A 24,072-nucleotide genomic window follows, 5' to 3' on the forward strand; every position below is an offset into this window, starting at 1 on the left:
GCCGGGTCAGTGAAGCCGGTTGGCCCAGTCCGCCGGCAGCCGGTCGGCCGGACCGGGAGCGGACTGGGTGAGCGGGTGGTGCGTCGGGGCGGCGAGCTCGGGGCCGCGTTCGTACATCACTTCCTCGGCGTAGTCCCAGAACCACTCTTCGCCCGGTTCGAAGCTGCGGACGATCCGGTGGCCGGACGAGGCGGCGTGCGCACTGGCGTGCTGGCCGGGCGACGAGTCGCAGCAGCCGATGTGGCCGCACTGCGCGCAGCGGCGCAGGTGGAACCACCAGCCCTGCGGGCTGGCCGCATCACACTCGGCGCAGCCGTTGCCGCTCGGCGCCACCGCGGGGTCGACACCCTCCACGTGTTTCTCCTTTGCGCGAAAAGTCCTGTGGCACCAGCTTAATCACAACCGCGGCGCCTGCTCGGCCAGTTGCCACAGGTACAGGCACGCCAGCGTGCGGTACGGCCGCCACGGCTCGGCCAGGCGCGTGAGCTCCGCCGGCGTCGGCCGGGTGGCCAGCCCGTAGGCCCGCTCGACGCTGCGGCGCAGCTCGAGGTCCCCGGTCGGCAGCACGTCGGGGCGGTGCAGGTGGAACATCAGGAACATCTGCGCGGTCCACACGCCGATGCCCTTCACCAGGTCGAGCTGCGCGACGACCTCGTCGTCGGGCAGCTCGTTCAGCGCGTCGAGGTCGAGGCGGCCCGACAGGATGCAGTCGGCGAGCGAGCGCAGCGACACCGTTTTCGCGCGGGACAGCCCGGCGGCCGGGCGCAGCTCCTCGGGGTCGTCGGCCAGCAGCTCCTCCGGCGTCGGCAGCCGGCCGCCGAAGCGGTCCTTCAGCTTGCGGAAGATGGCGCGCGACGAGTGGATCGAGATGTTCTGGCTGACGATCGCGCGCACCAGCACGCCGTAGTTGTCCTTCGGGATGTCCGGGTCGCCGGCCAGCGCGGGGTCGGGCGGCAGCCGGGGCGGCGGCCCGACGATCTCGTCCATGACCCGGCCGAGGACCGGGTCGGCTTCGCGCAGCTGCTCCTCGGGTGTCATCAACGGGATGTTACGCCAGGTCAGACGGGGTCTAGATCGTCTGCGTCAGGCCACCGTCGAGGATGATGTCGGCGCCCGTGAGGTTGCCGACGCGACCGCCGGCCAAGAAGGTCACCAGGTCCGCGACCTCCTCGGGCCGCGTGAACCGCCCGGTCACGGAGTCGGCGGCCGCCTTCGCCGCGACGTTGCCGGGCTCCGCACCCACCGCGCCCCCGACCGTCTCGGCGACGCCGCCCTTGCCCAGCCACAGGTCCGTGGCGACCGGGCCGGGACTGACCGTGTTCACGCGGACGCCGCGCGCGCCGACTTCCTTCGACAGGGACTTGAAAAAGCTGAGGCACGCCGCCTTCGCCGCGCTGTAGTCGATCACCAGCGGGTCGGGCAGGGTCGCGTTGACCGAGCACACCGTGACGATCGCGCCGGTCCGCTCCAGCAGCGACGGCAGCGCCGCGCGCGTGGTGCGCACGGCCGACATGAAGTCGAGGTTCAGTGTCGCCAGCCAGTCTTCGTCCGTCACGGACGTGAAGCCGTCGGGCCGGGGCCGCACGGCGCCGACGTTGTTGACCAAGATGTCGATCCCGCCCACCCGCGCCACGGCCTCCTCGACCACCCGCGCCGCGCCGTCCGGGGTGCCGAGGTCGACCGCCACGGTCTCGACGGGCAGGTCCTTGAGATCCCCGTCGACGTTGCGCGCCGCCGCGACAACCTGAACGCCCTCCTCGACCAGCGCCCGCGTCACCGCCAGCCCGATCCCGCGGCTCGCACCGGTGACGAGCGCCGTCTTGCCGCGCAACAGCAGGTCCATCGGAGACTCCTTCGGGCTTCGGTCGTGCTTCTCGGGAGAAGCCTAGACAGGGCGCCAAGCCGAGAGCCGCCGAATGCTCGGCTGCAATCGTTCACAATGAGAAAGTCAGTTCGCGCGCAAAGGCGCCGTGGAACGCCGGTTGACCAGTTCCACCGGCAGCACGATCGACCGCGGCCCCTGCTCGGGGTTTTCCAGGTTGTCGACGAGAAGTTTGGCGGCTTCGCGGCCCAAGTCGTACTGCGGAATGCGGATCGTCGTCATCGGCGGGGAAACGTGGTCCATGAACGGGGTGTCGTTGAACCCGATGATGCTCACGTCGTGCGGGCACGTCATCCCGTGTTCGCGCAACGCGTCGTAGCAGCCGAGGGCGATCAGGTCGTTTCCGGCGACGATCGCGGTGAACTCGATCTTCTCGTCGCGCAGGAGTCCACTGAGGACACGGTGCCCCTCGCGTTGCGACCACGCGTCGCACTGCGCCACGCGTTCGGGTTCGCGGTCGAGGCCGTGGTCGGCGAGGCCCTGCACGAACGCGCGCTTGCGGTGCACACCGGTCGACAGGTCCTGCGGGCCCGCCAGGTGGATGATCTTGCGGTGGCCCAGCTCCACGAAATGGCTGAGCGCGAGGCGGACGCCGTGGTCGTCGTCGGCCGTGACCGACGGGATGTCGCGGCGGTCGACGGTGCGGTTGACCAGCACGAGCGGGTGCCCCTGGCCGGCCATCTGCTCGGCCGTGTCGTCGTGCAGGCGCGACCCCGCCGAGATGAACCCGTCGACGCCGCGGGAGAGGAACGCGTCGATCGACGCGGCCGTGATCTTCGGGTCGTCGTCGGTGTTGGCGATCCACGTGCTGTAGCCGCGTTCGCGCAGGATGTCCTCGGCACCGCGCACGATCGGCGGGAAGATCGGGTTGGTCAGGTCCGGCAGCAGGATGCCGATCGCCATCGACCGGGCGGTGCGGAGCGTGCGGGCGCTGAGGTTGCCGGAGTAGCCGAGTTCGGTGGCGGCCCGGAGCACACGGTCGAGCGTCGCGCTGTTCACCAGGTGGCGGCTGGTCTCGTTGAGGGCCCTCGACGCGGTCGCGACGTGGACCCCGGCGCGCGCGGCCACGTCCTTCAAGGTCGCTCTTCGCACGACGGCAGTATACGCAGAGGAGCCGCGCGGCCCGCCGATTTCAGGTGCGATTCCCGCGCCGGTCTTGCCGCAATCGGGCGTGAGTGTCGCCGATTATCCTACAGACGATTGCGGTCAGCGCGACGTACTCGCCCAGCGGGCCGACTCGTTGATGAGCCGCGCGCTGATCAGGCCGGCCGCGTTGGTCACCGACGAGCGGGCCGACGCCACGACCGCCGTGGTGAACATCGTCGCGGGCCCGGCCAGCGAGACGCCGCCGACCGAGTGGCCCGACGCGTCGAAGATCGCCGCGGCCACGGACATCCGGTCCTTCTGGAACGACTTCGACACCAGGAACCCGTCCCGGCGGGCGCGGATGAGCTCGGCTTCGAGCTCGTCGAGGTCGGGCGGCGGCGTCGAGCTCTCCGCGCAGCACTTCTCGACGTGGGCCACGACCTTGTCGAACGGCAGCCACGACAGCGCCGCCTTGCCGCACCCGGTGAGGTGCGCGGGCGCGCGCTGGCCGACGCGGTTGTGCATCGGGACCTTGCAGGTGCTGGCGTTGCGGTCGAGGTAGACGACCCAGCCCTGCGTGAGCTGGCCCAGGTGCGCCTCCTGTTCGGGCGCGCGGACCAGGCGGTCGAGGATGCCCTCGGTCGCGCGGACGAGGCCGGTGCGTTCGATGATCTGGCCGGCGAGCTCCAGCAGCAGCGGGCCGAGCTGGTAACCGTTGCCCGAATCCTCCAGCATCCCCTCGGCGACGAGGGTGCGGCACAGCTCGTGGGCGGTGCTGCGCGGGATGTCCGCGCGGGCCGAGACCTGCCGGACCGACAGGACACCCACCGTGGGCGAGAAGGCGCGCAGCACCTTGCAGGCCTTCACCACCGACGCCACGCCACCACGCGTTTCATCCATCCGGCCACGATAGGTCGGGTGACCGCGTTTCGGCTGGCGAGCGTCCGGCTCTGCCGGACACCAGCGGAATGTTCGCCGATCACCGCCGGGTGTTCGTTCCCGCACGGCAGATGGTCCCCATCGCACCATTCCCGGCCGGAAAACCACAAGGAGCGGTGGCGCTGTCACAGATCGCGCCCGCGTCTTGTCTCAGCTCACGGAAGGACAACCGACACCAGGTCCGTGAAGGAAGCTCATGAGCGTGGAACATTCGCACCACCTGCCGAACCCCAAGTCGAGCGCGCCGCCGCCGAAGATCGAGCTGGTGGCGACCGCGGAGGGAGCACCGGCGGCGCCCGAGGGGGCCGTACCGATGACCATCCTGGTCACGCTGCCGCCGGGCAGCGACGGGGCGCCACCGCACCGGCACTCGGGTCCGGCGTTCGGGTACGTACTCAAGGGCGAGATCGTCTTCGAGCTCGAAGGCGACCCGGAGCGCGTCGTGAAGGCCGGGGAAGCGTTCTGGGAGCCCGGTTTCGACGTGATCCACTACCAGGACGGCAACAACCTCGACGACGCCGAGTCCCAGTTCGTCGTCACGATGTTCTGCGCACCGGGACAGCCGATGGTCATCCCGGTGAGCGACGAGGAACTGGAGCAGCGCAAGCACCTGCGAGCGCCCCGCCCGTGACCCGGAACGGGGCCGGCCCGAAAGCCGGCCCCCTCGGCAAGGAGCACCATGAACCTGATCACCCTCGCCGAGACCCACGCCGGACTCGCGGCGCAGGCGTCCTCCGGGCGCAGCGCCGTGACCGTCCACGGTGGACACGAGCACGCCCTGCGCCAGACCGTGATGGCGTTGCGCGCCGGCGAACACCTGCACGAACACGAACACCCCGGCGGCGAGACCACCGTGCTCGTTCTGCTCGGCCGCCTCCGCCTGGTCACCGGCGCCGAAAGCCGAGGCGCGGCACCCGGCGACTTCCTCGTGCTCCCCGAGCGAAGGCACCGCCTCGAAGCCGAGACCGACGTGGCGATCCTGTTCACCAACGTCGTGCGACCCCGATGAAGAAGGGGCTCTCCCGGTCGGGAGAGCCCCTCGGTTCACTCGACCAGCTTCCCTTCCGAGGAAACCTCCCGCATCAACGCGGCGATCTCCGGAGGCACCGGCGGCAACGCTTCCCGCTCGATCCGCCCGGGCCCGGACCACACGAGGTTCACCCGCATCGACTCGTCCAGCTCCGGGTAGTCAGAACGGTTGTGGCAACCCCGAGTCTCGCGCCGCTCCACCGCCGCCTCGAGTGTCGCCCGGCAGGCCAGCGCCGAGGACTTCAGGTCGAACGCGTGCGCGAGATCCTGGAACCCGGCCAGGTCCGGGTGGACCCCGACGTTCTTCATCCGCCCCTCGAGCGCGTCCAGTTCGGACAGTCCCGCGAGCAGACCCTCCTCGTCGCGCACGACACCCGCGTGCTCGGTCATCGTGTTGCGCAGGGAACGCTGCAGGGCCCGGACGTTCTCCGGGCCGTCGGCCGCCAGCAGCTCGTCGACCTCACCGCGAGCCTCCGCCAGCGCGCCGGCGGAACGTCGTTGCGCGGAAAGAGCAGCCGAGTACTCCGCCGCGGCCTCGCCGACGATCCGGCCGTACACCAGCAGCTCGATCAGCGAGTTGCCTCCGAGCCGGTTGGCGCCGTGCAGGCCGCTCGCGGCCTCGCCGATCGCGTACAGGCCTTCGACACCCGTGCCGTGGTCGGCCGAGCGCACCCAGACGCCACCCATCGAATAGTGCGCGGTGGGCGCGATCTCGATCGGGCTCTTCGTGATGTCCAGCATCTGCAGTTCCAGCAACGTCTGGTACACGCGTGGCAGTCGCTGCATGATCGTCTCGCGCGGCAGGTGCGACACGTCGAGCCACACGCCACCGTTCGGCGTGCCGCGGCCCGCCTTGATCTCGGTGTACGCGGCCAGCGCCACCCGGTCTCGAGTGGACAGTTCCATCCGCTCGGGGTCGTAGCGCGCCATGAACCGCTCGCCCAACGCGTTGCGCAGCTGGCCCCCCTCACCGCGGGCGGCTTCGGACACGAGCGTGCCCGCCGCGTTTTCCGGCTCCAGCAACCCGGACGGGTGGAACTGCACGAGCTCGGGGTCGCGGATGCGGCCGCCGGCCAGCACGGCGAGGCGGAACGAGTCGCCGGTGTTCTCGTCGCGCCGCGAAGACGTGCGGCGCCAGATGCGCGTGTGCCCACCGGCGGCCAGGATCACCGCGTCGGCGTGGATCACGTACCGGGTGCCGTTGTCGAGGTCGAAACCGTACGCGCCGAAGACCACGTTGTCCTGCACCAGGATCCGGGTGACGTAGACGTTCTCGAGCATCCGCACGTCGAGCTGCGCCGCGCGGTTCACGAGCGTGCGCTGGATCTCCAGCCCGGTGTAGTCACCCGCGAACGCGGTGCGCCGGTAGGTGTGCGTACCGAAGAACCGTTGGGAGATGCGGCCGTCGGCCTCGCGGGCGAACGGCATGCCCCAGCGTTCGAGGTCCTCGATGCCACGCGCGGCGTTCTGCGTGACGACCCGCACCGTGTCGGGGTGCGCCAGGAGGTAGCTCTCCTTGATCGTGTCGGCGGCGTGCTGCTGCCAGCTGTCCTCGGGGTCCATCGTGGCCAGCGCGGCGTTGATGCCGCCGGCGGCCAGCGTGGTGTGGGCGTCGCCTTTGGCCCGCTTGCCGACCACGAGCACGTCCACACCCCGCTCGGCCAGCTCGATCGCGGCGCGCAACCCGGATCCCCCCGTGCCGATCACCAGTACCGACGTCGCGACCTGCTGTTCTGTCATCGGGTTACCTCCTGACGGGATGCGCGGGTGGCACCGGAACGGGACCACCCGCGCGAGGAATCACTTCCTGGGCGGGTTGGCCGGGAGCCAGTCCGCGAACTTGATCTGCCCGAGCTGGGCCCCCTCGTCGGGCAGGAGGCCCTTCGGGCCCGGCTTCTCGCCGAAGTAGCGGGCCTCGGGGTCGACGGTGACCTCACGCGGGTCGTTGCGGAAGGCCAGGGCCTCGCGCACCCAGCTCTCCATCGTGAAGACCTCGGGACCGCCGATCTCGGTCATGCCGTTGAGCGGCGTCCCGGCGGCAACCTTCGCGACGGCGCCGGAAACCTCGGACGCCGCGATCGGCTGGATGCCCGCGTCGGGGAGCTTGACGACGTTGCCCTCGGTGCCGCCGTCGGCGATCGCGCCGACGAACTCGAAGAACTGCGTGGCCCGCACGATGGAGTAGGGCAGGCCGGAGTCCTTGATCAGCTCCTCCTGGGCGACCTTCGCGCGCAGGTAGCCCGACTCGGGCAGGCGGTCGCTGCCGATCACCGACAGCGCGACGTAGTGGCCGACGCCCGCGTCCATGGCGGCGCCGGTCAGGTTCGTGGTGGCGGCGCGGAAGAACGCCATCACGTCGTCGTCGGCGAACGACGGCGAGTTCGACACGTCCACCACCACGTCGGCGCCCTGCAGCACTTCCTTGACGCCTTCGCCGGTCACGGTGTTGACCCCGGAGTTGGGCGACGCCGGTACCGCCTCGTGGCCGTGTTCCTTGAGCAGGCTCACGGCCCGCGAGCCGATCAGGCCGGTACCGCCGATGACGACAATCCTCATGGTGCGCCTTTCGCTGGGTGTCCCCGGAGGGCCCGGGGACGTCGCACCAGCCAGGACAAGGCGGACCGCGGATCTGTGACAGCATCCGCGCGGAAACCCGTCACCTGATCGGGTCACCTCCGGAGACGAAGGCGTCGCGCGGGTGCTCGACCGACGCGAGCGACACGATGTCGCGGCCGAAGAACGCCGCCGTGAGCCAGATCGCGAGCACGCGCACCTTGCGTTCCCAGCTCGGCACGGCCAGCACGTGGTACCCGCGGTGCATCAGCCACGCGAGCAGGCCCGTGATCACGATCCGGCGGTACTGGAAGATGCCCTTGCCGATGCCGAGGGTCGCGACGGAGCCCAGCCCGTGGTGGAGGTACTGCTTCGGTGTGCGACCACGAACATGCGCTGTGAGGTTTCGAGCAAGCAGCTTGCCCTGGCGGACCGCGTGTTGTGCGTTCGGCACCGTCCGCGCCCCCGGAACAGGCGACGCGAGGTCCGGCACGGCGGCGTCGTCGCCCGCGCCCCACGCGCCCGGCACCGGGTCCGTCTCGGTGCCCACCCGCAGGTCGGCACGTACGACCAGCAGGCCGCGCTCGTCGATCGGCAGGTCGGTGTGGTTGTGCACCACGGGGTTGGCGGCGTTGCCCGCCGTCCACACGATGAGTGCGGAATCGAACTCCTCGCCGGTCGAGAGCACCACGTGCCCGTCGACGGCCGAGCGCAGCTGCGTGTTCAGGTGCACGTGGGCGCCGCGCTGTTCGAGCGAGCGGACCACCCACTGCCCCGGCTTGTCGGTGACCTCGGGCAGGATCCGGCCCTGCGCCTCCACGAGGTGGAAGCTCAGCTCGTCGCGGCTGATCTCCGGGTACGACTTCAGCAGCGCCGTCGCCAGCGACAGCAGCTCCGCGAAGCCCTCGACGCCCGAGAAGCCACCGCCGACGAACGTCACCGTGAGCAGCTTCCGCCGCGCCGGCCCCGGCTCGAGCGCCGACGCGCGGTCGAAGGACGTCAGCAGCCGGTCGCGGATCGCGACCGCCTCCTCCACGTGCTTCATCCCGATCGCCTCCTCGGTGACGCCGGGGATCGGGAACTTGCGCGTGACGGCGCCGGCCGTCACCACGATCTCGTCGTACTCGAGCTCGAACTCCGGCCCCTCGGCCGGCCGCACGACCACGCGGCGGTTCGCGTGGTCGATCTCCGTCACCGCGCCGGCCACGATCCGCGTGCGCTTGAGGTGGCGCCGCAGCGACACCGCCGCGTGGCGCGCCTCGATCGACCCGGCCGTGACCTCGGGCAGGAACGGCTGGTAGGTCATGTACGGACGCGGGTCCACGACAGTGAGCTCCGCCTCCGAAGGCCGCAACCGCTTCTCGAGTCCCCAGGCCGCGTAAAAACCCGCGTACCCGCCGCCGACCACCAGGATCCTGCGCATCTCGCTCCTCGCTCTCTTGCCCTGCACCAGGGAGACAAGACAGCGATGCCGGATGTGACAGGTTTGCCCCGTTCGAGTGGGCACCGTCACGGGGTGGCCGCCGCGGCGCCCACCCCACGCGGTTCACGCCGAGGTCGGCGCCTCCGCCGCGGCCGGAACAGCGGCTGCCGACGGCTTCACGAAGCGCAGCGCCACCAGGCCCAGCGCGGCGAGCACCAGCGGGATCGCGAACAGCTCGAACAGGCCGACCCCCGACCACCCCGCATCGACCAGGGCGCCCGCGACCAGCGGCGTCACGATGGCGCCGATGCCGCCGACGCCGACCGCCCAGCCCAGCGCCGTCGAGCGGACACCGGCCGGGTAGAGGGCCGGGCCGAGGGCCGGGCCGAGGGCCGGGCCGAGCGCGTAGAGGACGCGCCGAGTGCGTACAGCAGCGTGCCCATCAGCACCGCAACCACCAGCGTCGCCGTGAGGTTGCCGAGCACGACCGCCATTGCCAGGAACACCACCGCGGCGCCGGCGAGCGTCATCACCGCGAGAACGCGGCTGCTGAACCGCAACGCGACGACCGTCATCAGCAGCGAGCCGGCGACGCCGCCCAGGTTGATCATGATCCCGCCGTGGTGAAAGCGGTCGTCAATCCTCAGTGGACGGTGCGGCCAGGCCGGCGAGTGCGTTGTCCGCGATGGACTGCAGGGTGGCGCGGCCCGGGCGGGTCTTGGCGAGGACGTTCATGCCCTGCACGACGGCTACGAGCAGGGGCGCGGACTCGGGGCCGGCGCCCGGGCGGAGTTCGCCGGCGGTGCGGGCGCGGGTGAGGGCGCCGGCGAAGCTGGTGAGGAGATTGGCCAGATGCTGTTCGAACATCGCGGCCAGAGCGGGGTCGCGGTCGGTGAGCTCGACGAGCGAGTTGGTGACGAGGCAGCCCCAGCGGCGGCGGCCGTCGACCATGGCGTCGACGAGGTGGGCGAAGTAGTCGCGCAGGCCCTGCATCCCGCTGGGAGCGACGTTGAGCCGCTCGACGGCCTCGGCGGACACGGTGGCCGCGTAGGAGCGGAGTGCGGCGACGAACAGGTCGTGTTTGTTTCCGAACGCGGCGTAGACGCTGCCGGGCTGGATGTCCATGGCCTGGCACAGCGCCTGGATCGACGTGGCGTCGTAGCCGCGCTGCCAGAAGGTGTCCAGGGCGACGCCGAGGGCTTCGTCGACGTCGAAGGTGCGTGTGCGTCCCACGCCGCGATAGTAGAGTAAGCGTTCAAGAATATCGACACCGCCGATCCAGCGTGGTAGAACTCCAAGGCACGTAACTTGGACGAGCGATCAACTAAGGGGATCACATGCGGGTCGTGGTGATGGGCACCGGCGGCGTGGGCGGCTACTTCGGGGCCCGGCTGGCCCACGGCGGCCACGACGTGAGCTTCATCGCGCGCGGCAAGCACCTGGAAGCGTTGCGCGCCAACGGGTTGAGGGTCGAAAGCCCGCTCGGCGACCTGCACCTGCCGAAGATCGACGTGACGGACGACCCGACGCGGCTCGCGCCCGCCGACCTCGTGTTGTTCGGCGTGAAGCTGTGGGACACCGAGACGTCCGCGGAGCTGATCAAGCCGCTGCTCACCGACCGGACGGCCGTGGTGTCGTTCCAGAACGGCGTGGTCAAGGACGACATCCTGCGCCGCGTCCTCGGGCCCGAGCACGTGATCGGCGGCGTCTGCTACATCGCGGCGACGATCGCCGAGCCGGGCGTCATCCGGCACACGGGCACGCTGCAGAAGCTGGTGTTCGGCGAGTACGACGGCACCAGCTCCGCACGGGTGCAGAAATTCCACGACGCGTGTGCGGAAAGCAACATCGACGTGGAGATCAGCACCGAGATCGAACAGACCATCTGGGAGAAGTTCGTGTTCCTGGTCGGCCTTTCCGGCACCACGAGCACCGCGCGGACCACGATCGGCCCGATCCGCGCCAACCCGCGTTCGCGGGCGTTCCTGCACGACGTGATGGCCGAGGTCGTCGAGGTCGCCCGCGCCCAGGGCGTGGCGCTGCCCGCCGACTACGCCGACGATCGGCTCGCCTTCACCGACGGCGTCCCCGAAGGCATGACGTCCTCGATGCACCACGACCTCGAACGCGGCAACCGGCTCGAGGTCACGTGGCTCAGCGGCGACGTCGTCGAGCGCGGCAAGGCGCTGGGCGTGCCGACGCCGTGCAACCGCGCCATCACCGACATCCTCGCCGTGCACAGCGAAGGCCACCGCTGATGAGCCTCACGATCCGCTCGGTCGACGCCACGCTCGTGCTGGTGCCGATGCGCCGGCCACTCGGCACCAGCGCCGCGCGCGTCACGGCGGCGCCACTGCTGCTGCTCGACCTGCACACCGAGGAAGGCGTGACCGGGCGGGCGTATTCGTTCTGCTACCTCGAAGCCGCCGGGCACGCCGCGGCCGCGCTGGCCCGCGACGTGCACGAGGCCTTGGCCGGCACCCCGGCCGATCCGGCGGCCGCGCGGTCGAAACTCGAGGCGAGGTTCAAGCTGCTCGGCGTGCGCGGGCTCGTCGCCGCGGTGGTGTCGCTCGTGGACACCGCATGCTGGGACGCGCTCGCGATTGCCGCCGGCCTACCCTTGGCGCGGCTGCTCGGCGCACCGCTGAGCCCGATCCCCGCGTACAACAGCAACGGCCTCGGCCTGATCGAACCCTCGGCCGCGGCCGACGAAGCCCAGGAACTCGTGGCCGAAGGCTTCCGCGCGGTCAAGATGCGGCTCGGCCGCCCGCCCGCCGACGATCTGGCCGCCGTGCGCGCGGTCCGCGCGGCGGTCGGCCCCGACGTCGAGGTCATGGCCGACTACAACCAGGCCCTCGACCTGCCCGACGCCCTCGCCCGCTGCGGCGCGCTGGACGACCAAGGCCTGTCGTGGATCGAAGAACCGGTGCGCCACGACGACTACGCGGCCAACGCCCGGCTCACCGCCACCCTGCGCACGCCCGTGCAGATCGGCGAGAACTTCGCCGGCCCGCGCGCGATGGCCGTCGCGCTGGAGCACGACGCGAGCGACCTGGTCATGCCCGACCTCGACCGCATCGGCGGCGTCACCGGCTGGCGCGACGCCGCGGCCCTCGCCGACACCTGCGGCATTCCCCTGTCGTCACACCTGTTCCCCGAGGTCAGCGCCCACCTGCTGGCCGCGACGCCGACCGCGCACCGGCTGGAGTACGTCGACTGGGCCGCCCCGGTCCTGCGTGAACCGCTGCGGATCACCGACGGCCACGCGACGCCGCCCGACCGGCCCGGCAACGGCCTGGAGTGGGATCCGGAAGCGGTCGCGCGCTACCGCGTGGGCTGACTTTATAGTCCGGCCATGAACATCTGCGTCTTCCTCTCCGCCGCCGACCTCGACGAGCGCTACACCGAGCCCGCGCGCGAGTTCGCCGGGCTCGTCGGCAAAAGCGGCCACACGCTGGTGTGGGGCGGGTCCGACAGCGGTCTGATGAAGGTCGTCGCCGACGGCGTACGGGCTTCGGGAGGGCGCCTCGTCGGCATCTCGGTGGAGCTGCTGCGCGACGCCGCCCGCAAAGACGCCGACGAAATGGTGATCACCGCGGACCTCGCCGAACGCAAGGCGCTGCTGCTCTCGCGTTCCGAAGCCGTGGTCGTGCTGGCCGGCGGCCTCGGCACGCTCGACGAGGTCACCGAGGTCCTCGAACTCAAGAAGCACGGGCTGCACCACAAGCCGATCGTGCTGCTCAACACCGACGGCTTCTACGACGGCCTGATCCTGCAGCTGCGCCGCATGGAGGACGACGGTTTCCTGCCGCTCCCGCTCGACGACCTCGTCCACTTCGCCGCCGAACCCGCCGACGTCCTGGCGTACCTGGAGTCCTGAGTCAGACGTCGGCGGCGGTGCGGAAACCCGTGTTGCCGCTGGAAGAATCGGGCGTGTTGCCCATGCGGGCGGCGACGCGGTAGCGGTTGCAGTAGGACTCGTGGCACAGGTACGACCCACCGCGCAGGGAGCGGTTTCCGGGGTCGAACCGGTCGGCGCACCACTCCCAGACGTTGCCGGAGACGTTGTACAGCCCGAACCCGTTGGGCTGAAAGGCATCGACGGGCGCGGTGCCGACGTGGCCGTCCTCTTCGGTGTTGTGCACGGGGAAGCGGCCCTGCCAGATGTTGCACCGGTGCTCGCCGCCGGGGGTGAGCTCGTCGCCCCACGGGAACCGTGCCTGGTCCAGCCCGCCGCGCGCCGCGTACTCCCACTCGGCCTCGGTCGGGAGCCGGCGCCCGGCCCACGCGCAGTAGGCCAGGGCGTCGTTCCAGGACACGTGGACCACGGGGTGGTCCCACCGGTCCTCGACGCTGCTGTGCGGTCCTTCCGGCGCCCGCCAGTACGCGCCCGCGACCCCGCACCACCACGGCGTCTGCTCCGGCCGTGGCGAGATCTTGCGCAATGCGCCGGGGACGAACTTCGCGAACACGTAGGTCCAGCCGAACTCCTCGGCTTCGGTCCGGTGCCCGGTGGCGTCGACGAACTCCGCGAAGCGCGCGTTGGTCACGGCGTAGGCGTCGATGGCGAACGCCGCCACCGTGACCTCGCGCACCGGGCCTTCCCGGTCGTCGGGGAACCCGTCGGCGTCGTCGGTCCCCATCCGGAAGCTGCCGCCGGGCAGGGTGAGCAAACCGTCGGCGTTGGTCGCCGGCCCCGCCGGAACCTCGGCGGCCACGGGATGGTGTGAAACGCGCGAAGGTGGACAACATTCGGACACAGGCTGGGAACCTCCTCACCCGCACCGTAGCTTCCCGAACACCCGGTGGCCGTTTCCGCACACCCCTCGCGAATTCCCGAACACTCCGCGGCGGTTTCCGCACACCCGCCGGACCCGTCAGGCGCGGTAGCCGACCTCCTGCACCACCCACGTGTTCCCGTCCGGGTCCGCGAAGTCGAAGGCGCTCGCGTAGTCGCGGCGGTCGGCGTCGAGGCCGGAGGCCCAGTCACCCTGCCAGTCGGCGAGGTTCGCCTTGTGCCGGAAGTCGCCGACGGGAACGCCACGGCCGGAGAGCTCGCTGCGGGCGGCTTCGAGGTCGGTGACGACGAGGTAGGTGGTGCGCGTCGAGCCGGGAGCGGCGTCGGTGAGGCCCGTGCCGAGCTGGATGGAGCAGGCGGAGCCGGGCGGCGTGAGCTGGACGACGCGGTAGCCGTCCTGCGGGTGGTAGTCGACGTCAAGCGAGAACCCGACCTGGTCGGCATAGAACTTCAGCGATTTGTCGACGTCGCCGACGGCCAGCGTGACGACCTCGAGAGCCCAGTTCATCGTGGTGTTCCTTTCGAGCACAGGGATTACATGTCCAGGACGAGATCGGTGTGCGGCGCGGCGCAGCACACCAGCGCCTGCCCCGGAGCCGGCGGCTCCAGGGGCGAAGGCGAGTAGTCGACGGACCCGGAAAGCACCGGCGTCACGCACGTGTGGCAGACGCCGCTGCGGCAGCTCCAGCGCGCGGGCACGTCGCACGCCTCGGCCAGCTCCAGCAGGCTGCCGCCGGGGAACGGCGCCGAGACGCCGCTGCGCGCGAACGTGACGGTCGGCCCGGTTCCGGGCGGCCCCTCCGGCGCGTGCGGCGGCCGCGTGGTCTGGCCGACGAGGCCGGGATTGATGGCGTCCAGCGCGCCGAACAGCTCGCTGTGGATGCGGGTCGCGTCCAGACCCGCGGCGGTGAGCGCGGCGGTCATGTCCGTCATGAACGCCGTCGGACCGCAGACATACGCCGACGCGTCGGCGGGCACGCCCAGCTCCACCAGCGCGTCCTTGGTGAGCCGCCCGGTGTGGGCACCGGCCGAGGTGCGTTCCTCCACCGTCGCGGCGCTGTAAAAGATCTCCGCGCGGCCACCGGGCAACGCGGCGAGCAGCGACCGGGCCTCCGCGGCCATCGGGTGCTCCGCCGGCCCGCGCGCCCCGTGGATCCACCACACCTCGCGGGTGCTGTCCTGCGCGGCCAGCTGGTGCAGCATCGCCAGCACCGGCGTCACGCCGATCCCGGCGGACACGAGCAGCACCGGCGAAGACCCGTCGCCGAGCACGAAGTCGCCCCGCGGCGCGGCGACGTCCAGCACCGTACCGGCCGCCAGCTGCGTGGTCAGGAACGTGCTGGCCACGCCCTCGCGCTTCACGCTGATGCGGTAGCCGGCGGAGCCCGGCGCCGACGAGATCGAGTAGCTGCGCACCGGGGCCGGCGTCGCGGCGCCCGGGACCCGCAGCGTCAGGTACTGCCCGGCCAGCGCGGCGGGCAAGGCGCTGCCGTCGTCGGCCTCGAAGTACACCGACGTCACCGAGGTGCTCTCGGGTCGCACGGCCGTGACGCGCAGCGGCCGGAAGCCGTCCCACGCGGGGCCCGGCGCTGTGGTGCCGATGCCCAGCAGCTCCTCGAACGACTGCCGCCACCCCGGGCTCAGCGCGGGGATCCCGGCGGCGACGCGCAGCTTCTCCCCGTCTTTTTCAGGCAGGTACAGCAACGCGTCGGTGTCGGCCACGCTCAGCGCACCCGGCCCGGTGCGCGTCTTCACGATCGGGTCGCCGGCCGCGACGTTGCCTTCGCGGATGACGCGGAAGTAGAACCCGGGCCGGTGGTGGGCCACGAGCAGCGCGGGCAGCTCCGGCTCGCCGAGCCGCATGCCGACGCGGTAGCAGGTGACCCGCGGCTGCGTGACCTCGAACTCGGCCTCGCCGATGCGGTAGCGGTCGCCGATGCACACCTCGTCGTCGGGCAGGCCGTCGACGGTGAAGTTCTCGCCGAACGAGCCGTACTCGAGGCCGTCGCGGCCGAAGTGCCGCTCCCAGTGGCGGTACGAGCCGATCTGGTAGACGAACACGGCTCGCTGCTCGCCACCGTGGCCGCCCTTGTCGCCCTGGCCGTCACCGTCGATGTTGAGGCGGCGCACCATGGCCGGGCCCTCGACCGGCTGCTTCCACACTCCCGTGTAGACGGTCTTGCCCTGCCAGGACACGTTTTTCGGCGTGCCTACGTTCACCGACAGCACTTTTGCGGTCATGCCAGCACCTCCTGCGCCGCGAAGACGTACCACTGTGACACGGTTCCCCCCGGTTCCCTCGGCTCGTTCGGATTCGGTAAGGCCCGCCGTTTCAGGCGGTGCGCTTCTCGATCTCGTCGGTGTCGAGGCAGCGGTCCACGCCGTGCGGGATCACGGTCTGGCCGGGCGCCAGCGACTGCCGCACGCCGTCGAGGTAGACCTCGATCTTGTCCGGTTCGAACGACACCAGGCCGGACACGCGTTCGACCTCGGTCCAGGCCTGCTCGTACGACCAGGCGGCGCCGGCGTGCGAGCCGATGTCGTAGTAGCTGGCGATGCCCTTGTACGGGCAGAACGTTTGCCCGTCGACCGGGGTCAGCGCTCCGTCCACGATGTCCTCGCGCGGCACGTACCAGCGCGGCGCGAAGCCGGATTCGTACAGCACCACCGGGTTGTGGGTGTCGGCGATGACGCGGTCACCGTCGCGGACCACGAGGTGACGCGACGTGCTGCGGATGTCGTTGCGGTGGTAGAGGTCCGCGGCGTGGCCGACGATCCGGTCGTCCTCCTCGTAGAAGGCCTCCATCGCGCGCCACGCGAAGGCGACGCGGTCCTTCAGCACGTCGGCGTATTCCGGCAGCCCGGTGTACTCCCACGCCGCACGCTCGGCGCGGCCTTCGCCGGCCACGACCGTGTACCACGTGGTGTCGCCCAGTTCGCGGTGCTTCGTGACGCGGCCGCTCGACTCCAGCACGCCGTCGGCGACGGCGGCCTTCGGGAAGAACGCCACCGGGTAGTGGCCCGGTTCGTGCAGGAGCAACACGTCTTCACTGTCGACGAGCCACTCGCCACCGAAACGGACGCGCATCCGCCTGCGCAGCGGCTCCACGAAGAGCAACCGCTCGGGCAACGGCTCCGGGGTGAGGAACCTGCCGACCGACCTCGTCGAAAGCGGTCCCTGCTGCCATGCCAGTCCCATGACTTTCGCCTTCCTTCTCACTAACGGATTCGCAGACTGTATATCCGTTAGCTAGAGGAGCACAAGGCCCCTTCAAAACTTGTCTACAGTGATAACTAATGCGTACACTCGCCGCATGAGCAGTAGTGTCAGCCTGGAGGACCTGCAACGGGCCGGCTTCCCCATGGGCGGAGAACCGCTGGTCGCGCTGGATCTCGCCGACACACTCGCGGCCGAGACGGAGCCGGGCGACGGCGACCTCCTCGCCTCGCCCGGGCGCTACGCGACGTGGTGGCAGCTGGAGCTGCCGAGGCTGCCCGGGTCGGCGGCGCCGGACCTCGTGCCCACCCGCCGGCTGCGGTCCGCGATCCGCGACCTGCTGGAAGCGCACCTCGACGGCCGCGGGCCCGCGCCGGCGTCGCTCGAAGAGGTCAACGCGGTCGCGGCGGCCGTGCCGACCAGCCCGCGGCTCGAAGCGCACGAGTCCTGGGAGGCGCACACGCGCTGGCACGGCGAGCACGGCGGCAACGTCGCGCTGGCGGCCATCGCCCGGGAGACGATCGAGCTGTTCGCCGACCCCGCGCGCCTCGCCCGGCTGCGCCGCTGCGCGAACCCCGACTGCACGATGCTGTTCCTCGCCACGAACCGGCGTCGCCAGTGGTGCGCGGGCAACGTCTGCGGCAACCGCGTGCGGGTCGCCCGCCACTACCGCCGAACCCACGACCAGCAAGCCGGATGAGAGGGCACACCATGACCACGCAGCCGATCGTCGCCGGATTCCACGCCGGCGAGCTGAGCGTGCAACGGCAGGCCGGGCTCGAGTTCGAAGCGGCCCGGCTCGAAGGCATGCTCGCGCCCGCGCAGCTGAGCCGCGGCGCCGAGGGTTTCCTCGCGCAGCGCGAGTTCGCCGCCGTCACGGCGCGCGACGCCGACGGGACACTGTGGACGTCTCCCCTGCTCGGGCCGGCCGGGTTCCTGGAGGGTTTCGACACGACGCTGGTCGTGCACACGCGCCCCGGCGCCGGCGATCCCCTGCACGAGCTGCCCGCCGCCGAGCCGGTGGGCCTGATCGCCGTCGAGTTCGCGACCCGGCGCCGGCTGCGGGTGAACGGCACCGTCGTCGCCTCGGCCGAGGGCGGGTTCCTCCTCGACGTCGAGCAGGCCTACGGCAACTGCCCGTCCTACATCCAGCAACGCCGGCTGGAGATCGACCCCGAGCCGGCACCGGCCGCCGTCGAACGGTCGGACGCCCTGACCGACGCCCACCGCGCCCTCATCCGCCGCGCGGACACGTTTTTCCTCGGCACGATCCACCCGACGCGCGGCGCCGACTCGTCCCACAAGGGCGGCGAGCCCGGCTTCGTCCGCCTCGACGGCGACGACCTGTGGTGGCCGGACTACGCGGGCAACAACCTGTTCAACAGCCTCGGCAACATCACCACAGACCCCGAGGCGGCGCTGCTGTTCCTCGACTTCACCACCGGCACCACACTCCAGCTGACCGGCACCGCCACGCTGGAATGGGTCACCCCGGGCACCGCCGGCGAGGACGACGCCACGGGCCGCCGCGTCCGCTTCCACCCGACGCGGGTGGTGGCGCGCACCGGAGTGCCGCTCCACGCGTCTGACGTGGTGCCTTCCCCGCACAACCCCCGGGTGACGGCCTAAGAGTCCACAGTAGACGCTGCCCGGTCCCGGAAGGCCGCCGCTTTGCTGCTGTTGCCGCAACGCCGCATGGAACACCAGCGGCGCGGGCGGCCGCCGGGCGGGTCGAGGAAGAGCATGCGGCACACGGGTGAGTCGCAGGCGCGCAGGTGGGTCCGGCGGGCCGGGTCGGTGACGAGGTCGATAGCGTCGCGGGCAACGGTGGAGAGCAGCTCGGCGGACGTGCGGAGGCGGGGGCCGGAGGCCAGGCGACCGTCCGCGGCCAGGTCCAGCCGCGGTGGTTCCGTGGCGAGGAGGGCGTAGCCCTCGACCGTCGCGGCCGCGGCGGGGTCCACCGGGGCGTCGGCCATCACGTCCGTGACCACGCGGAACACGGCCTCCCGCAAGCGTTGCGCGTCGGCCAGCGCGGCGGCGGTCGCCGCGCCCGGGAGCAGCGGCAGGCCGACCCCGCCGGCCCACGCGTCGAGGCGGCCGGTGTCCCCGAGACGCTCGATGACCGCGGTCGGGCGGCGGCCGACGGTGGCGACGAGGTCGAGGGCGCGGGAACCGGCGTCGAAGCGGAGTTCCCTGAGCTGGGCGGTCACGCGGACGCGAGGCTGGGTCACGGTGATCACCGCGCCGCACGGACGGGGAAGGGCGCGGTGACGACCACCAGCACCACGCTCACCCCGGCCGCGACCACGAAGGCCACGGGCGCCGGGATGACGACGTCGACCGCCGCGAACAGGTACGGCGCCGCGAACCCGAGGTAAGCCAGGCAGTAGAACACCGCCGTCACGCCGGCGAGATCGGCCGCCTCCGCCAGCGCTTCGACGCGGCTGAGCCCGCCGACCAACAGCATCCCGTAAGCCGCGCCCAGGACCACGGCGGCGGGGAGCGTCAGCAGGGCCTGCCTGAGCTCGGTCGACAGCGCGGCGAGCAGGAACCCCGCCACGGTGAGGCCGAGACCGCAGGTCAGCACCAGCGGGCTGCCCCGTCGTTCCAGAGCGCGAGCCACGGGCTGGACGAGCAGCCCGCTGCCCAGCGTCAGGCCCGCGATCACCCCGCTGCTCGCCACGGGCGCGACCGGCGCGGGCAACAGCGCCGGCAGGACCGCGAAACTCGTCGTCGCCACGCCGAACACCAGCGGCGCGCTCGGCACGATCCGGCGGAGGAACTCCGGGCTGGTCAACGCGTGCCTGAGCGCGCGCCGCCGTTGCCCCGAGGAAGCCGCGGCCGGCACGGTTTCCGGGACGTGCCACGCCAGCACGCCGACCACCACCGTCACCGCGATGTGCACCAGGTACGGCACCACGGCCGGTGCCGGCAGCCACTGCGCCAGGACCCCGGCGACCAGCGGCCCGCTCCCGAACCCGACCGACAGCGAGACCGCGGCCCGGCGCGCACCCGCGCCCGGGCCGGCGTCAGTGGACAGCTCCTTGATCCACGCGCTGCCCGGCCCGAACGCGGCACCCGAAGCGATTCCCGCGACGAGCCGGCCGAGCGCCAGCACCCAGGTCGACCCGGCGCCGAACAGCAGGATCACCGAAGCCAGCGCGGAAAGCACCAGCACCGGCCGCATCACGCGGCGCCGGCCGAGCCGGTCGGAGAACCGCGCGCCCAGCAGCAAGGCCGGGATCAGCCCGACCACGTACGCGCCGAAGATCGCCGTGACGACCGTCGGCGAGAGGTGCTCCTGGTCTCGGTAGACGATGAGCAGCGGCGAGAACTGGTTCGCGCCCCAGCCGACCGCGAGCACCGCCGCACCGACCCTGGCCCACGGCCGCATGGCTCCTCCAGTGTGTTAGTAACCTCAGTATGAGTTACTAACCGCGCTCTGACCACCTCGCGGCGCTCTGCCGGATATCGTGGAGCCATGACCGCCGGACCGACCCTCGAGGACGTGCAGGCAGCCGGGTTCCCCATGGGCGGCGAGCCGCTCGTGGCCCTCGACCTCGCCGACACCCTCATGACGGCGGTGGACCCCGCCGTCGACCTGATCGAACCGACGGACGGGTACGAGACCTGGTGGCGGCTGCAGCTGCCCCGGCTGCCCGAGGCGAGCGTCCCCGCCGCGGCCGCGACCCGGCGGCTGCGCGCGGCGATCCGCGACCTGCTGGAGTCGCACCTGGAGACGCGGGCGCCGCAGGCGGTTTCGATCGAGGACCTCAACGCGTTCGCGTCGGCCGTGCCGCGCAGCCTGCGGCTGGCGGAAGACGCCGAAGGCACGCTGACCGCGGCCACGCGCTGGCACACCGAGCACGGCGGCAACGCGGCGCTGGCCGCGATCGCCACCGAGGCGATCGAGCTGCTGTCTTCCCCGGCGCAGCTGGAGAAACTGCGCCGCTGCGCGAACCCCACGTGCTCGATGCTGTTCGTCGCGGAGACGAAGCGGCGGCAGTGGTGCACGGGCAACATCTGCGGCAACCGGGCGCGGGTGGCGCGCCACTACCGGCGGACGCACGCGATTTCTTCCTAGAGAACAAAAAACAGGCCCGGACCAAGCGGTCCGGGCCTGTTTTTTGGTTGAGCGGCGGAACTCAGTGACCGAGCAGCGGCAGGTGGCCGAGCGCGTCGGTCGCGGCGTGCAGGTCGAGGCCGTGGACCAGGTCCTGCGCGTGCGTCTCGACGCCACCCAGCGGCGAGCCGGTGTGGGCCGCGTCCGCGACGTCGGCGATCGGGGTGTGCTGGATGCCCGCGGTGTCGGCCTGGCCGACGGTGTCGAGCACGTGGTGCACGGCGTCGCCCGCGACCGGGGCCTGCGGCGCGGCGGCCGACAGGGTGTGGGTCACGGAGCCGACGGTGCCGGCGACGTTCGGCACGGCCGGCAGAGCCGGGACGGCCGGGACACCCGGAACCGCGGGGAGGGCCGGCAGCGCCGGGACGGCGGCCGCGGCCGGGACGACGTGGTCCAGCGTGTGCGACAGGTCGCCCGCGGCACCGAAGTCGGCGCGCTCGTCGCCACCGTTCAGCGCGACGCCCACCGGGGTGGAGCCGATGGCCTCGTTGACGTGGCCGAGCAGGCCGGCGCCGGTGACGCGGACGTCCTCGACGAGACCCGACACCGGGCCGCCGACCGCCGGGACACCCGCGATCGCGGCCACGGCGGCCTGCGGCATGAGGGCGTCGCCCAGGTGGTTGGTGGTGGCGTCGACCGCGGAGCCCACGAGCTTGCCGTCGAAGAGGTGCTCGCCCACCGCGCTCACGGTGTTCTCCAGGTCGATCGCACCGGCGGCCACGACCGGGCCGGCGACCGGGACACCGTTGACCGCACCGGCCACGTGGTCGACGACGTTCGAGACGGCGCCCAGCGTGCCGTGGGCGAGGGTGTTGACGCCGGTCGAGTCCGCGACGTCGCTGACGGTCTCGAACACGCCGCTCAGGTTCGGCAGGCCGCTGGCCAGGCCCGTCACGTTCGGCAGGTCGGCGCGCTCGCCGGCCGCGTGCGAGAGCACGTTGCCTAAGACCGGCAGGCTCGGGGCGGCGGCCAGCGGGGCCGTGTCGGCCAGCAGCGGCATGATGTCCTGCACATCGGCCGGCGAAACGTCGGCCAGGCCAGCAGCGTCGAGCAGGCCCTGCGGGTTGGCGGCGTAGGCAGCCGCGGCCTGCGGGTCGCTCAGCAGGGTCATGGCGAATTCGTGCAGGTTCTGCACCGCGTCCATAGTCTGTTGTCTCCTGTGCACTGATTGATTCGGCCGTCGTGGGCATGCCGCGAAGTCGAAGGGGTTCGGGGACGAAGATAGGACGCCGCCGTTCGGCGGCCATCGGGGGCCACCCCGGGGGTTCGGCACATCGGCATTAGGGATTTCGGGCCCCACCCCATTAGGGGGACTAGGGAAATTCGCCCCTGCGCGACGATTCGCCGTGGTCAGCGCGGTGCGGCCGATTTCGCCCGCTTCCCCTGCGCGGCGCGGATCCTGGCCCTTCGTTCGGCGCCACGCGGTGTTCCGCGGAGTGATCGTCGGATAAACCACCCGTTGGTGTGACAACCTCGCCGGATTTCACGGCCGCCAGACATCCACGACGAACTCGCGCATCTGCTCACGGAACTTTCCGGACGGGCTCGCGGCGCCGAGAAGGCCCCGTAATTCGGACTCGAAAGCGGCCAAGCGATCGCCGAAGAGATGCGGGGCGGAACTCGACAACGAGAACACCGTGGCGACGACGTCGTCGATATCCCGGACGACAGTGGGGCCCGGCACCGCGATCCGCTCCGGGCCGGTGAACCCGGCGGCGCGGTAGATCTCCGTCTCCCCGCCGGCCGTGCCGTCGGGCAGGACACCGCGGCCCGCGCGCCGGGTTTCGCCCAGGTACGCGCGCACGAGCTCGGTGATCTGCCCGTGGGGCGGCGCCGACGCGGTCGTGGTGCCGCGGTGGGTGGTGGCGTGCACGTGGACGCAGGCGCCGCCGGGGTCGAGCATTCCGCGCGCCGCCGCGGCGACCCGGGGGCGGTCGAACCAGTGGAAGGACTGGGCGAACGTGACGAGCCGGAACGAGCCGAGCCCGGCCGGCAGGTCCTCGGCCTTCGCGTGGACCCAGCGCGTGGTGGTGATCCCGTTCGCGGCGGCCAGCCGGGCGGCTTCGGCGAGCATGCCGGGGTCGGCGTCGAGGCCGACGGCTTCCGCGAAGTGAGGGGCGAGCAGCAGCGTGAGCGAGCCCGGGCCGCAGCCGACGTCGAGCAGGCGGCCGGAACCGTCGAGCCGCAGTGCGCCGGCGATCGCGTCGGCGAGCGCGGCCGGATAGGCGACGCGGCCGCGCGCGTAATAAGCCGCACTGCCCGCGTACAGCGTTTCGTCCCACTCCCAGCCCGCCATGGCCGTGAGCCTAGGGACGCGGATCAGTGCTGCACAGGGAAATACGTGAGCACCTCGCCCGTCGCGGGGTTGTGGTAGCCGGCGATCTCCAGGTCGGCGAAGGTGCCGGACCAGGCGCCCGTGGCCGGGTCGCGCAGGACGTCGGGCGAGGACCACGCGGCGGTGCCGGCCGCGGACACGGCCTCGGGCGTCCAGTCGGGCGGGAAGTAGGTGTGGTCGACGAAGGAGAACCGGCCGTTCTTCAGGTTGCGGTATTCGGAGGCCCGGCGCGTGATGCCCGTTTCGGCCGGGGTCGCGCCGGACGCGAGCAGGAACCGGTGCAGGGACTCGAGCGCGGCGAAGAACACGTGCTGCGGCACGACGGTGTGCGGCCAGGTGCCGTAGAGGCTTTCGAGCCCGACGTCCTCGCCGGTGAACGTGACGGAAGTGCCGTTGCCGAGCCAGGTCTTGGCTTCACGCTGCGCTCGGCGGAGCAGGCCGATGAGCTGCCCGACGGTGGCGGCGTCGGCTTGTGCGTCGGTGTAGAGGAAGGCGGCCAACGGCAACTGGCCGGGCGGGGCGGAGATGCGCAGCCGGCGGGACTCGTCGAAGGCGAAGGTGAGCGAATCACCCGTGCCGAACAAAACCATCGTGGAGCGGCTTTCTGACTGGACCGATCGGCCGTGCGGGTGATCTTCTTCGCACATTATCACCCACACTGACCTGCGAAGACCTTTGTGACACGGA

28 protein-coding genes are annotated in these 24,072 nt (G+C 71.5%); 8 read left to right on the forward strand and 20 right to left on the reverse strand.

Features of this window, described 5'->3' with window-relative positions:
• Positions 1-6: 6 nt before the first annotated feature.
• The 5 genes from ACQPXB_RS38175 to ACQPXB_RS38195 all read right to left on the reverse strand — a co-directional run bounded on the left by ACQPXB_RS38175 (position 7) and on the right by ACQPXB_RS38195 (position 3,868).
• Positions 7-354 (reverse strand): UBP-type zinc finger domain-containing protein, encoded by a 348-nt coding sequence (locus ACQPXB_RS38175; protein ID WP_366587317.1) that lies wholly within the window; start codon positions 352-354, stop codon positions 7-9.
• A 42-nt stretch (positions 355-396) separates the two neighbouring features.
• Positions 397-1,038: a DNA-3-methyladenine glycosylase family protein gene (locus ACQPXB_RS38180; protein ID WP_366587315.1), complete on the reverse strand. Its 642-nt coding sequence runs from the start codon at positions 1,036-1,038 to the stop codon at positions 397-399.
• Positions 1,039-1,069: 31 nt separating this feature from the next.
• On the reverse strand, positions 1,070-1,843 hold the full coding sequence (locus ACQPXB_RS38185) for an SDR family oxidoreductase (RefSeq protein ID WP_366584221.1): 774 nt from the start codon (positions 1,841-1,843) through the stop codon (positions 1,070-1,072).
• 105 nt (positions 1,844-1,948) lie between these two features.
• Entirely contained in the window at positions 1,949-2,974 is a 1,026-nt protein-coding gene (locus ACQPXB_RS38190) for a LacI family DNA-binding transcriptional regulator (protein WP_432846494.1), read from the reverse strand.
• 114 nt (positions 2,975-3,088) lie between these two features.
• Complete coding sequence (locus ACQPXB_RS38195) at positions 3,089-3,868, reverse strand: IclR family transcriptional regulator (protein WP_366584219.1); 780 nt, start codon at positions 3,866-3,868, stop codon at positions 3,089-3,091.
• 235 nt (positions 3,869-4,103) lie between these two features.
• Between ACQPXB_RS38195 and ACQPXB_RS38200 the strand changes: the two genes are divergently transcribed.
• Positions 4,104-4,538 (forward strand): cupin domain-containing protein, encoded by a 435-nt coding sequence (locus ACQPXB_RS38200; protein ID WP_432846496.1) that lies wholly within the window; start codon positions 4,104-4,106, stop codon positions 4,536-4,538.
• Between the two features lie 48 nt (positions 4,539-4,586).
• Entirely contained in the window at positions 4,587-4,916 is a 330-nt protein-coding gene (locus tag ACQPXB_RS38205; RefSeq protein WP_432846498.1) for a cupin domain-containing protein, read from the forward strand.
• Positions 4,917-4,951: 35 nt separating this feature from the next.
• On the opposite strand, the gene ACQPXB_RS38210 is transcribed toward ACQPXB_RS38205, so the two are convergent.
• The 6 genes from ACQPXB_RS38210 to ACQPXB_RS38235 all read right to left on the reverse strand — a co-directional run bounded on the left by ACQPXB_RS38210 (position 4,952) and on the right by ACQPXB_RS38235 (position 10,145).
• The gene (locus ACQPXB_RS38210) at positions 4,952-6,676 is read right to left on the reverse strand and encodes an L-aspartate oxidase (protein ID WP_432846500.1); all 1,725 of its coding nucleotides are present in this window, start codon (positions 6,674-6,676) and stop codon (positions 4,952-4,954) included.
• 60 nt (positions 6,677-6,736) lie between these two features.
• The gene (locus ACQPXB_RS38215; protein WP_432846501.1) at positions 6,737-7,492 is read right to left on the reverse strand and encodes an SDR family oxidoreductase; all 756 of its coding nucleotides are present in this window, start codon (positions 7,490-7,492) and stop codon (positions 6,737-6,739) included.
• A 100-nt stretch (positions 7,493-7,592) separates the two neighbouring features.
• Entirely contained in the window at positions 7,593-8,912 is a 1,320-nt protein-coding gene (locus tag ACQPXB_RS38220; protein ID WP_366584214.1) for an NAD(P)/FAD-dependent oxidoreductase, read from the reverse strand.
• 123 nt (positions 8,913-9,035) lie between these two features.
• A complete protein-coding gene (locus ACQPXB_RS38225) occupies positions 9,036-9,209 on the reverse strand; it encodes a hypothetical protein (protein WP_432846504.1) in 174 nt (57 codons plus the stop codon).
• Positions 9,206-9,523, reverse strand: coding sequence for a hypothetical protein (locus ACQPXB_RS38230; protein ID WP_432846506.1), 318 nt, complete (start codon positions 9,521-9,523; stop codon positions 9,206-9,208). Before ACQPXB_RS38230 ends, ACQPXB_RS38225 begins: the two co-directional genes overlap by 4 nt.
• Positions 9,524-9,548: 25 nt before the next feature.
• Entirely contained in the window at positions 9,549-10,145 is a 597-nt protein-coding gene (locus tag ACQPXB_RS38235; protein WP_432846508.1) for a TetR/AcrR family transcriptional regulator, read from the reverse strand.
• A gap of 104 nt (positions 10,146-10,249) precedes the next feature.
• Here ACQPXB_RS38235 and ACQPXB_RS38240 point away from each other — a divergent pair, with 104 nt between their 5' ends.
• From ACQPXB_RS38240 to ACQPXB_RS38250, 3 genes are read left to right on the forward strand one after another with little or no spacing between them, the layout of a single operon-like run.
• Positions 10,250-11,170 (forward strand): ketopantoate reductase family protein, encoded by a 921-nt coding sequence (locus ACQPXB_RS38240; protein WP_432846509.1) that lies wholly within the window; start codon positions 10,250-10,252, stop codon positions 11,168-11,170.
• Positions 11,170-12,252 (forward strand): enolase C-terminal domain-like protein, encoded by a 1,083-nt coding sequence (locus ACQPXB_RS38245; RefSeq protein WP_432846511.1) that lies wholly within the window; start codon positions 11,170-11,172, stop codon positions 12,250-12,252. Before ACQPXB_RS38240 ends, ACQPXB_RS38245 begins: the two co-directional genes overlap by 1 nt.
• A gap of 15 nt (positions 12,253-12,267) precedes the next feature.
• The gene (locus tag ACQPXB_RS38250) at positions 12,268-12,792 is read left to right on the forward strand and encodes a TIGR00730 family Rossman fold protein (RefSeq protein WP_432846513.1); all 525 of its coding nucleotides are present in this window, start codon (positions 12,268-12,270) and stop codon (positions 12,790-12,792) included.
• A gap of 1 nt (position 12,793) precedes the next feature.
• On the opposite strand, the gene ACQPXB_RS38255 is transcribed toward ACQPXB_RS38250, so the two are convergent.
• From ACQPXB_RS38255 to ACQPXB_RS38270, 4 genes are all read right to left on the reverse strand, one after another.
• Positions 12,794-13,630 carry a formylglycine-generating enzyme family protein gene (locus ACQPXB_RS38255; protein ID WP_432846515.1) on the reverse strand — a complete coding sequence of 279 codons (837 nt, stop codon included), beginning with the start codon at positions 13,628-13,630 and terminating at the stop codon, positions 12,794-12,796.
• 159 nt (positions 13,631-13,789) lie between these two features.
• Positions 13,790-14,218 carry a VOC family protein gene (locus ACQPXB_RS38260; protein WP_366584207.1) on the reverse strand — a complete coding sequence of 143 codons (429 nt, stop codon included), beginning with the start codon at positions 14,216-14,218 and terminating at the stop codon, positions 13,790-13,792.
• A 26-nt stretch (positions 14,219-14,244) separates the two neighbouring features.
• Positions 14,245-15,951, reverse strand: a complete 1,707-nt coding sequence (locus tag ACQPXB_RS38265) for an MOSC domain-containing protein (RefSeq protein WP_432846518.1) — start codon at positions 15,949-15,951, stop codon at positions 14,245-14,247.
• 91 nt (positions 15,952-16,042) lie between these two features.
• Positions 16,043-16,909 (reverse strand): DUF427 domain-containing protein, encoded by an 867-nt coding sequence (locus ACQPXB_RS38270; protein ID WP_432846520.1) that lies wholly within the window; start codon positions 16,907-16,909, stop codon positions 16,043-16,045.
• A 115-nt stretch (positions 16,910-17,024) separates the two neighbouring features.
• Here ACQPXB_RS38270 and ACQPXB_RS38275 point away from each other — a divergent pair, with 115 nt between their 5' ends.
• Positions 17,025-17,627 (forward strand): CGNR zinc finger domain-containing protein, encoded by a 603-nt coding sequence (locus ACQPXB_RS38275; RefSeq protein WP_366584204.1) that lies wholly within the window; start codon positions 17,025-17,027, stop codon positions 17,625-17,627.
• An 11-nt stretch (positions 17,628-17,638) separates the two neighbouring features.
• Entirely contained in the window at positions 17,639-18,556 is a 918-nt protein-coding gene (locus ACQPXB_RS38280; RefSeq protein ID WP_432846522.1) for a pyridoxamine 5'-phosphate oxidase family protein, read from the forward strand.
• Here the strand turns inward: ACQPXB_RS38280 and ACQPXB_RS38285 are convergent.
• On the reverse strand, positions 18,553-19,158 hold the full coding sequence (locus ACQPXB_RS38285; RefSeq protein ID WP_432846524.1) for a CGNR zinc finger domain-containing protein: 606 nt from the start codon (positions 19,156-19,158) through the stop codon (positions 18,553-18,555). The genes ACQPXB_RS38280 and ACQPXB_RS38285 overlap by 4 nt on opposite strands.
• Before the next feature lie 5 nt (positions 19,159-19,163).
• Positions 19,164-20,321 (reverse strand): MFS transporter, encoded by a 1,158-nt coding sequence (locus tag ACQPXB_RS38290; RefSeq protein WP_432846526.1) that lies wholly within the window; start codon positions 20,319-20,321, stop codon positions 19,164-19,166.
• Between the two features lie 87 nt (positions 20,322-20,408).
• On the opposite strand from ACQPXB_RS38290, the gene ACQPXB_RS38295 reads away from it, so the two are divergent.
• Positions 20,409-21,011 (forward strand): CGNR zinc finger domain-containing protein, encoded by a 603-nt coding sequence (locus ACQPXB_RS38295; RefSeq protein WP_386947360.1) that lies wholly within the window; start codon positions 20,409-20,411, stop codon positions 21,009-21,011.
• 61 nt (positions 21,012-21,072) lie between these two features.
• Here the strand turns inward: ACQPXB_RS38295 and ACQPXB_RS38300 are convergent, their stop codons facing one another.
• The 3 genes from ACQPXB_RS38300 to ACQPXB_RS38310 all read right to left on the reverse strand — a co-directional run bounded on the left by ACQPXB_RS38300 (position 21,073) and on the right by ACQPXB_RS38310 (position 23,975).
• Complete coding sequence (locus tag ACQPXB_RS38300) at positions 21,073-22,194, reverse strand: IniB N-terminal domain-containing protein (protein ID WP_432846528.1); 1,122 nt, start codon at positions 22,192-22,194, stop codon at positions 21,073-21,075.
• A gap of 339 nt (positions 22,195-22,533) precedes the next feature.
• Positions 22,534-23,346 carry a class I SAM-dependent methyltransferase gene (locus ACQPXB_RS38305; protein WP_432846530.1) on the reverse strand — a complete coding sequence of 271 codons (813 nt, stop codon included), beginning with the start codon at positions 23,344-23,346 and terminating at the stop codon, positions 22,534-22,536.
• Positions 23,347-23,369: 23 nt separating this feature from the next.
• A complete protein-coding gene (locus ACQPXB_RS38310; protein WP_386947354.1) occupies positions 23,370-23,975 on the reverse strand; it encodes a hypothetical protein in 606 nt (201 codons plus the stop codon).
• Positions 23,976-24,072 lie beyond the last annotated feature (97 nt).

Origin of the sequence: Amycolatopsis sp. CA-161197 (assembly GCF_050942255.1) — a bacterium.
Lineage (GTDB): Bacteria > Actinomycetota > Actinomycetes > Mycobacteriales > Pseudonocardiaceae > Amycolatopsis.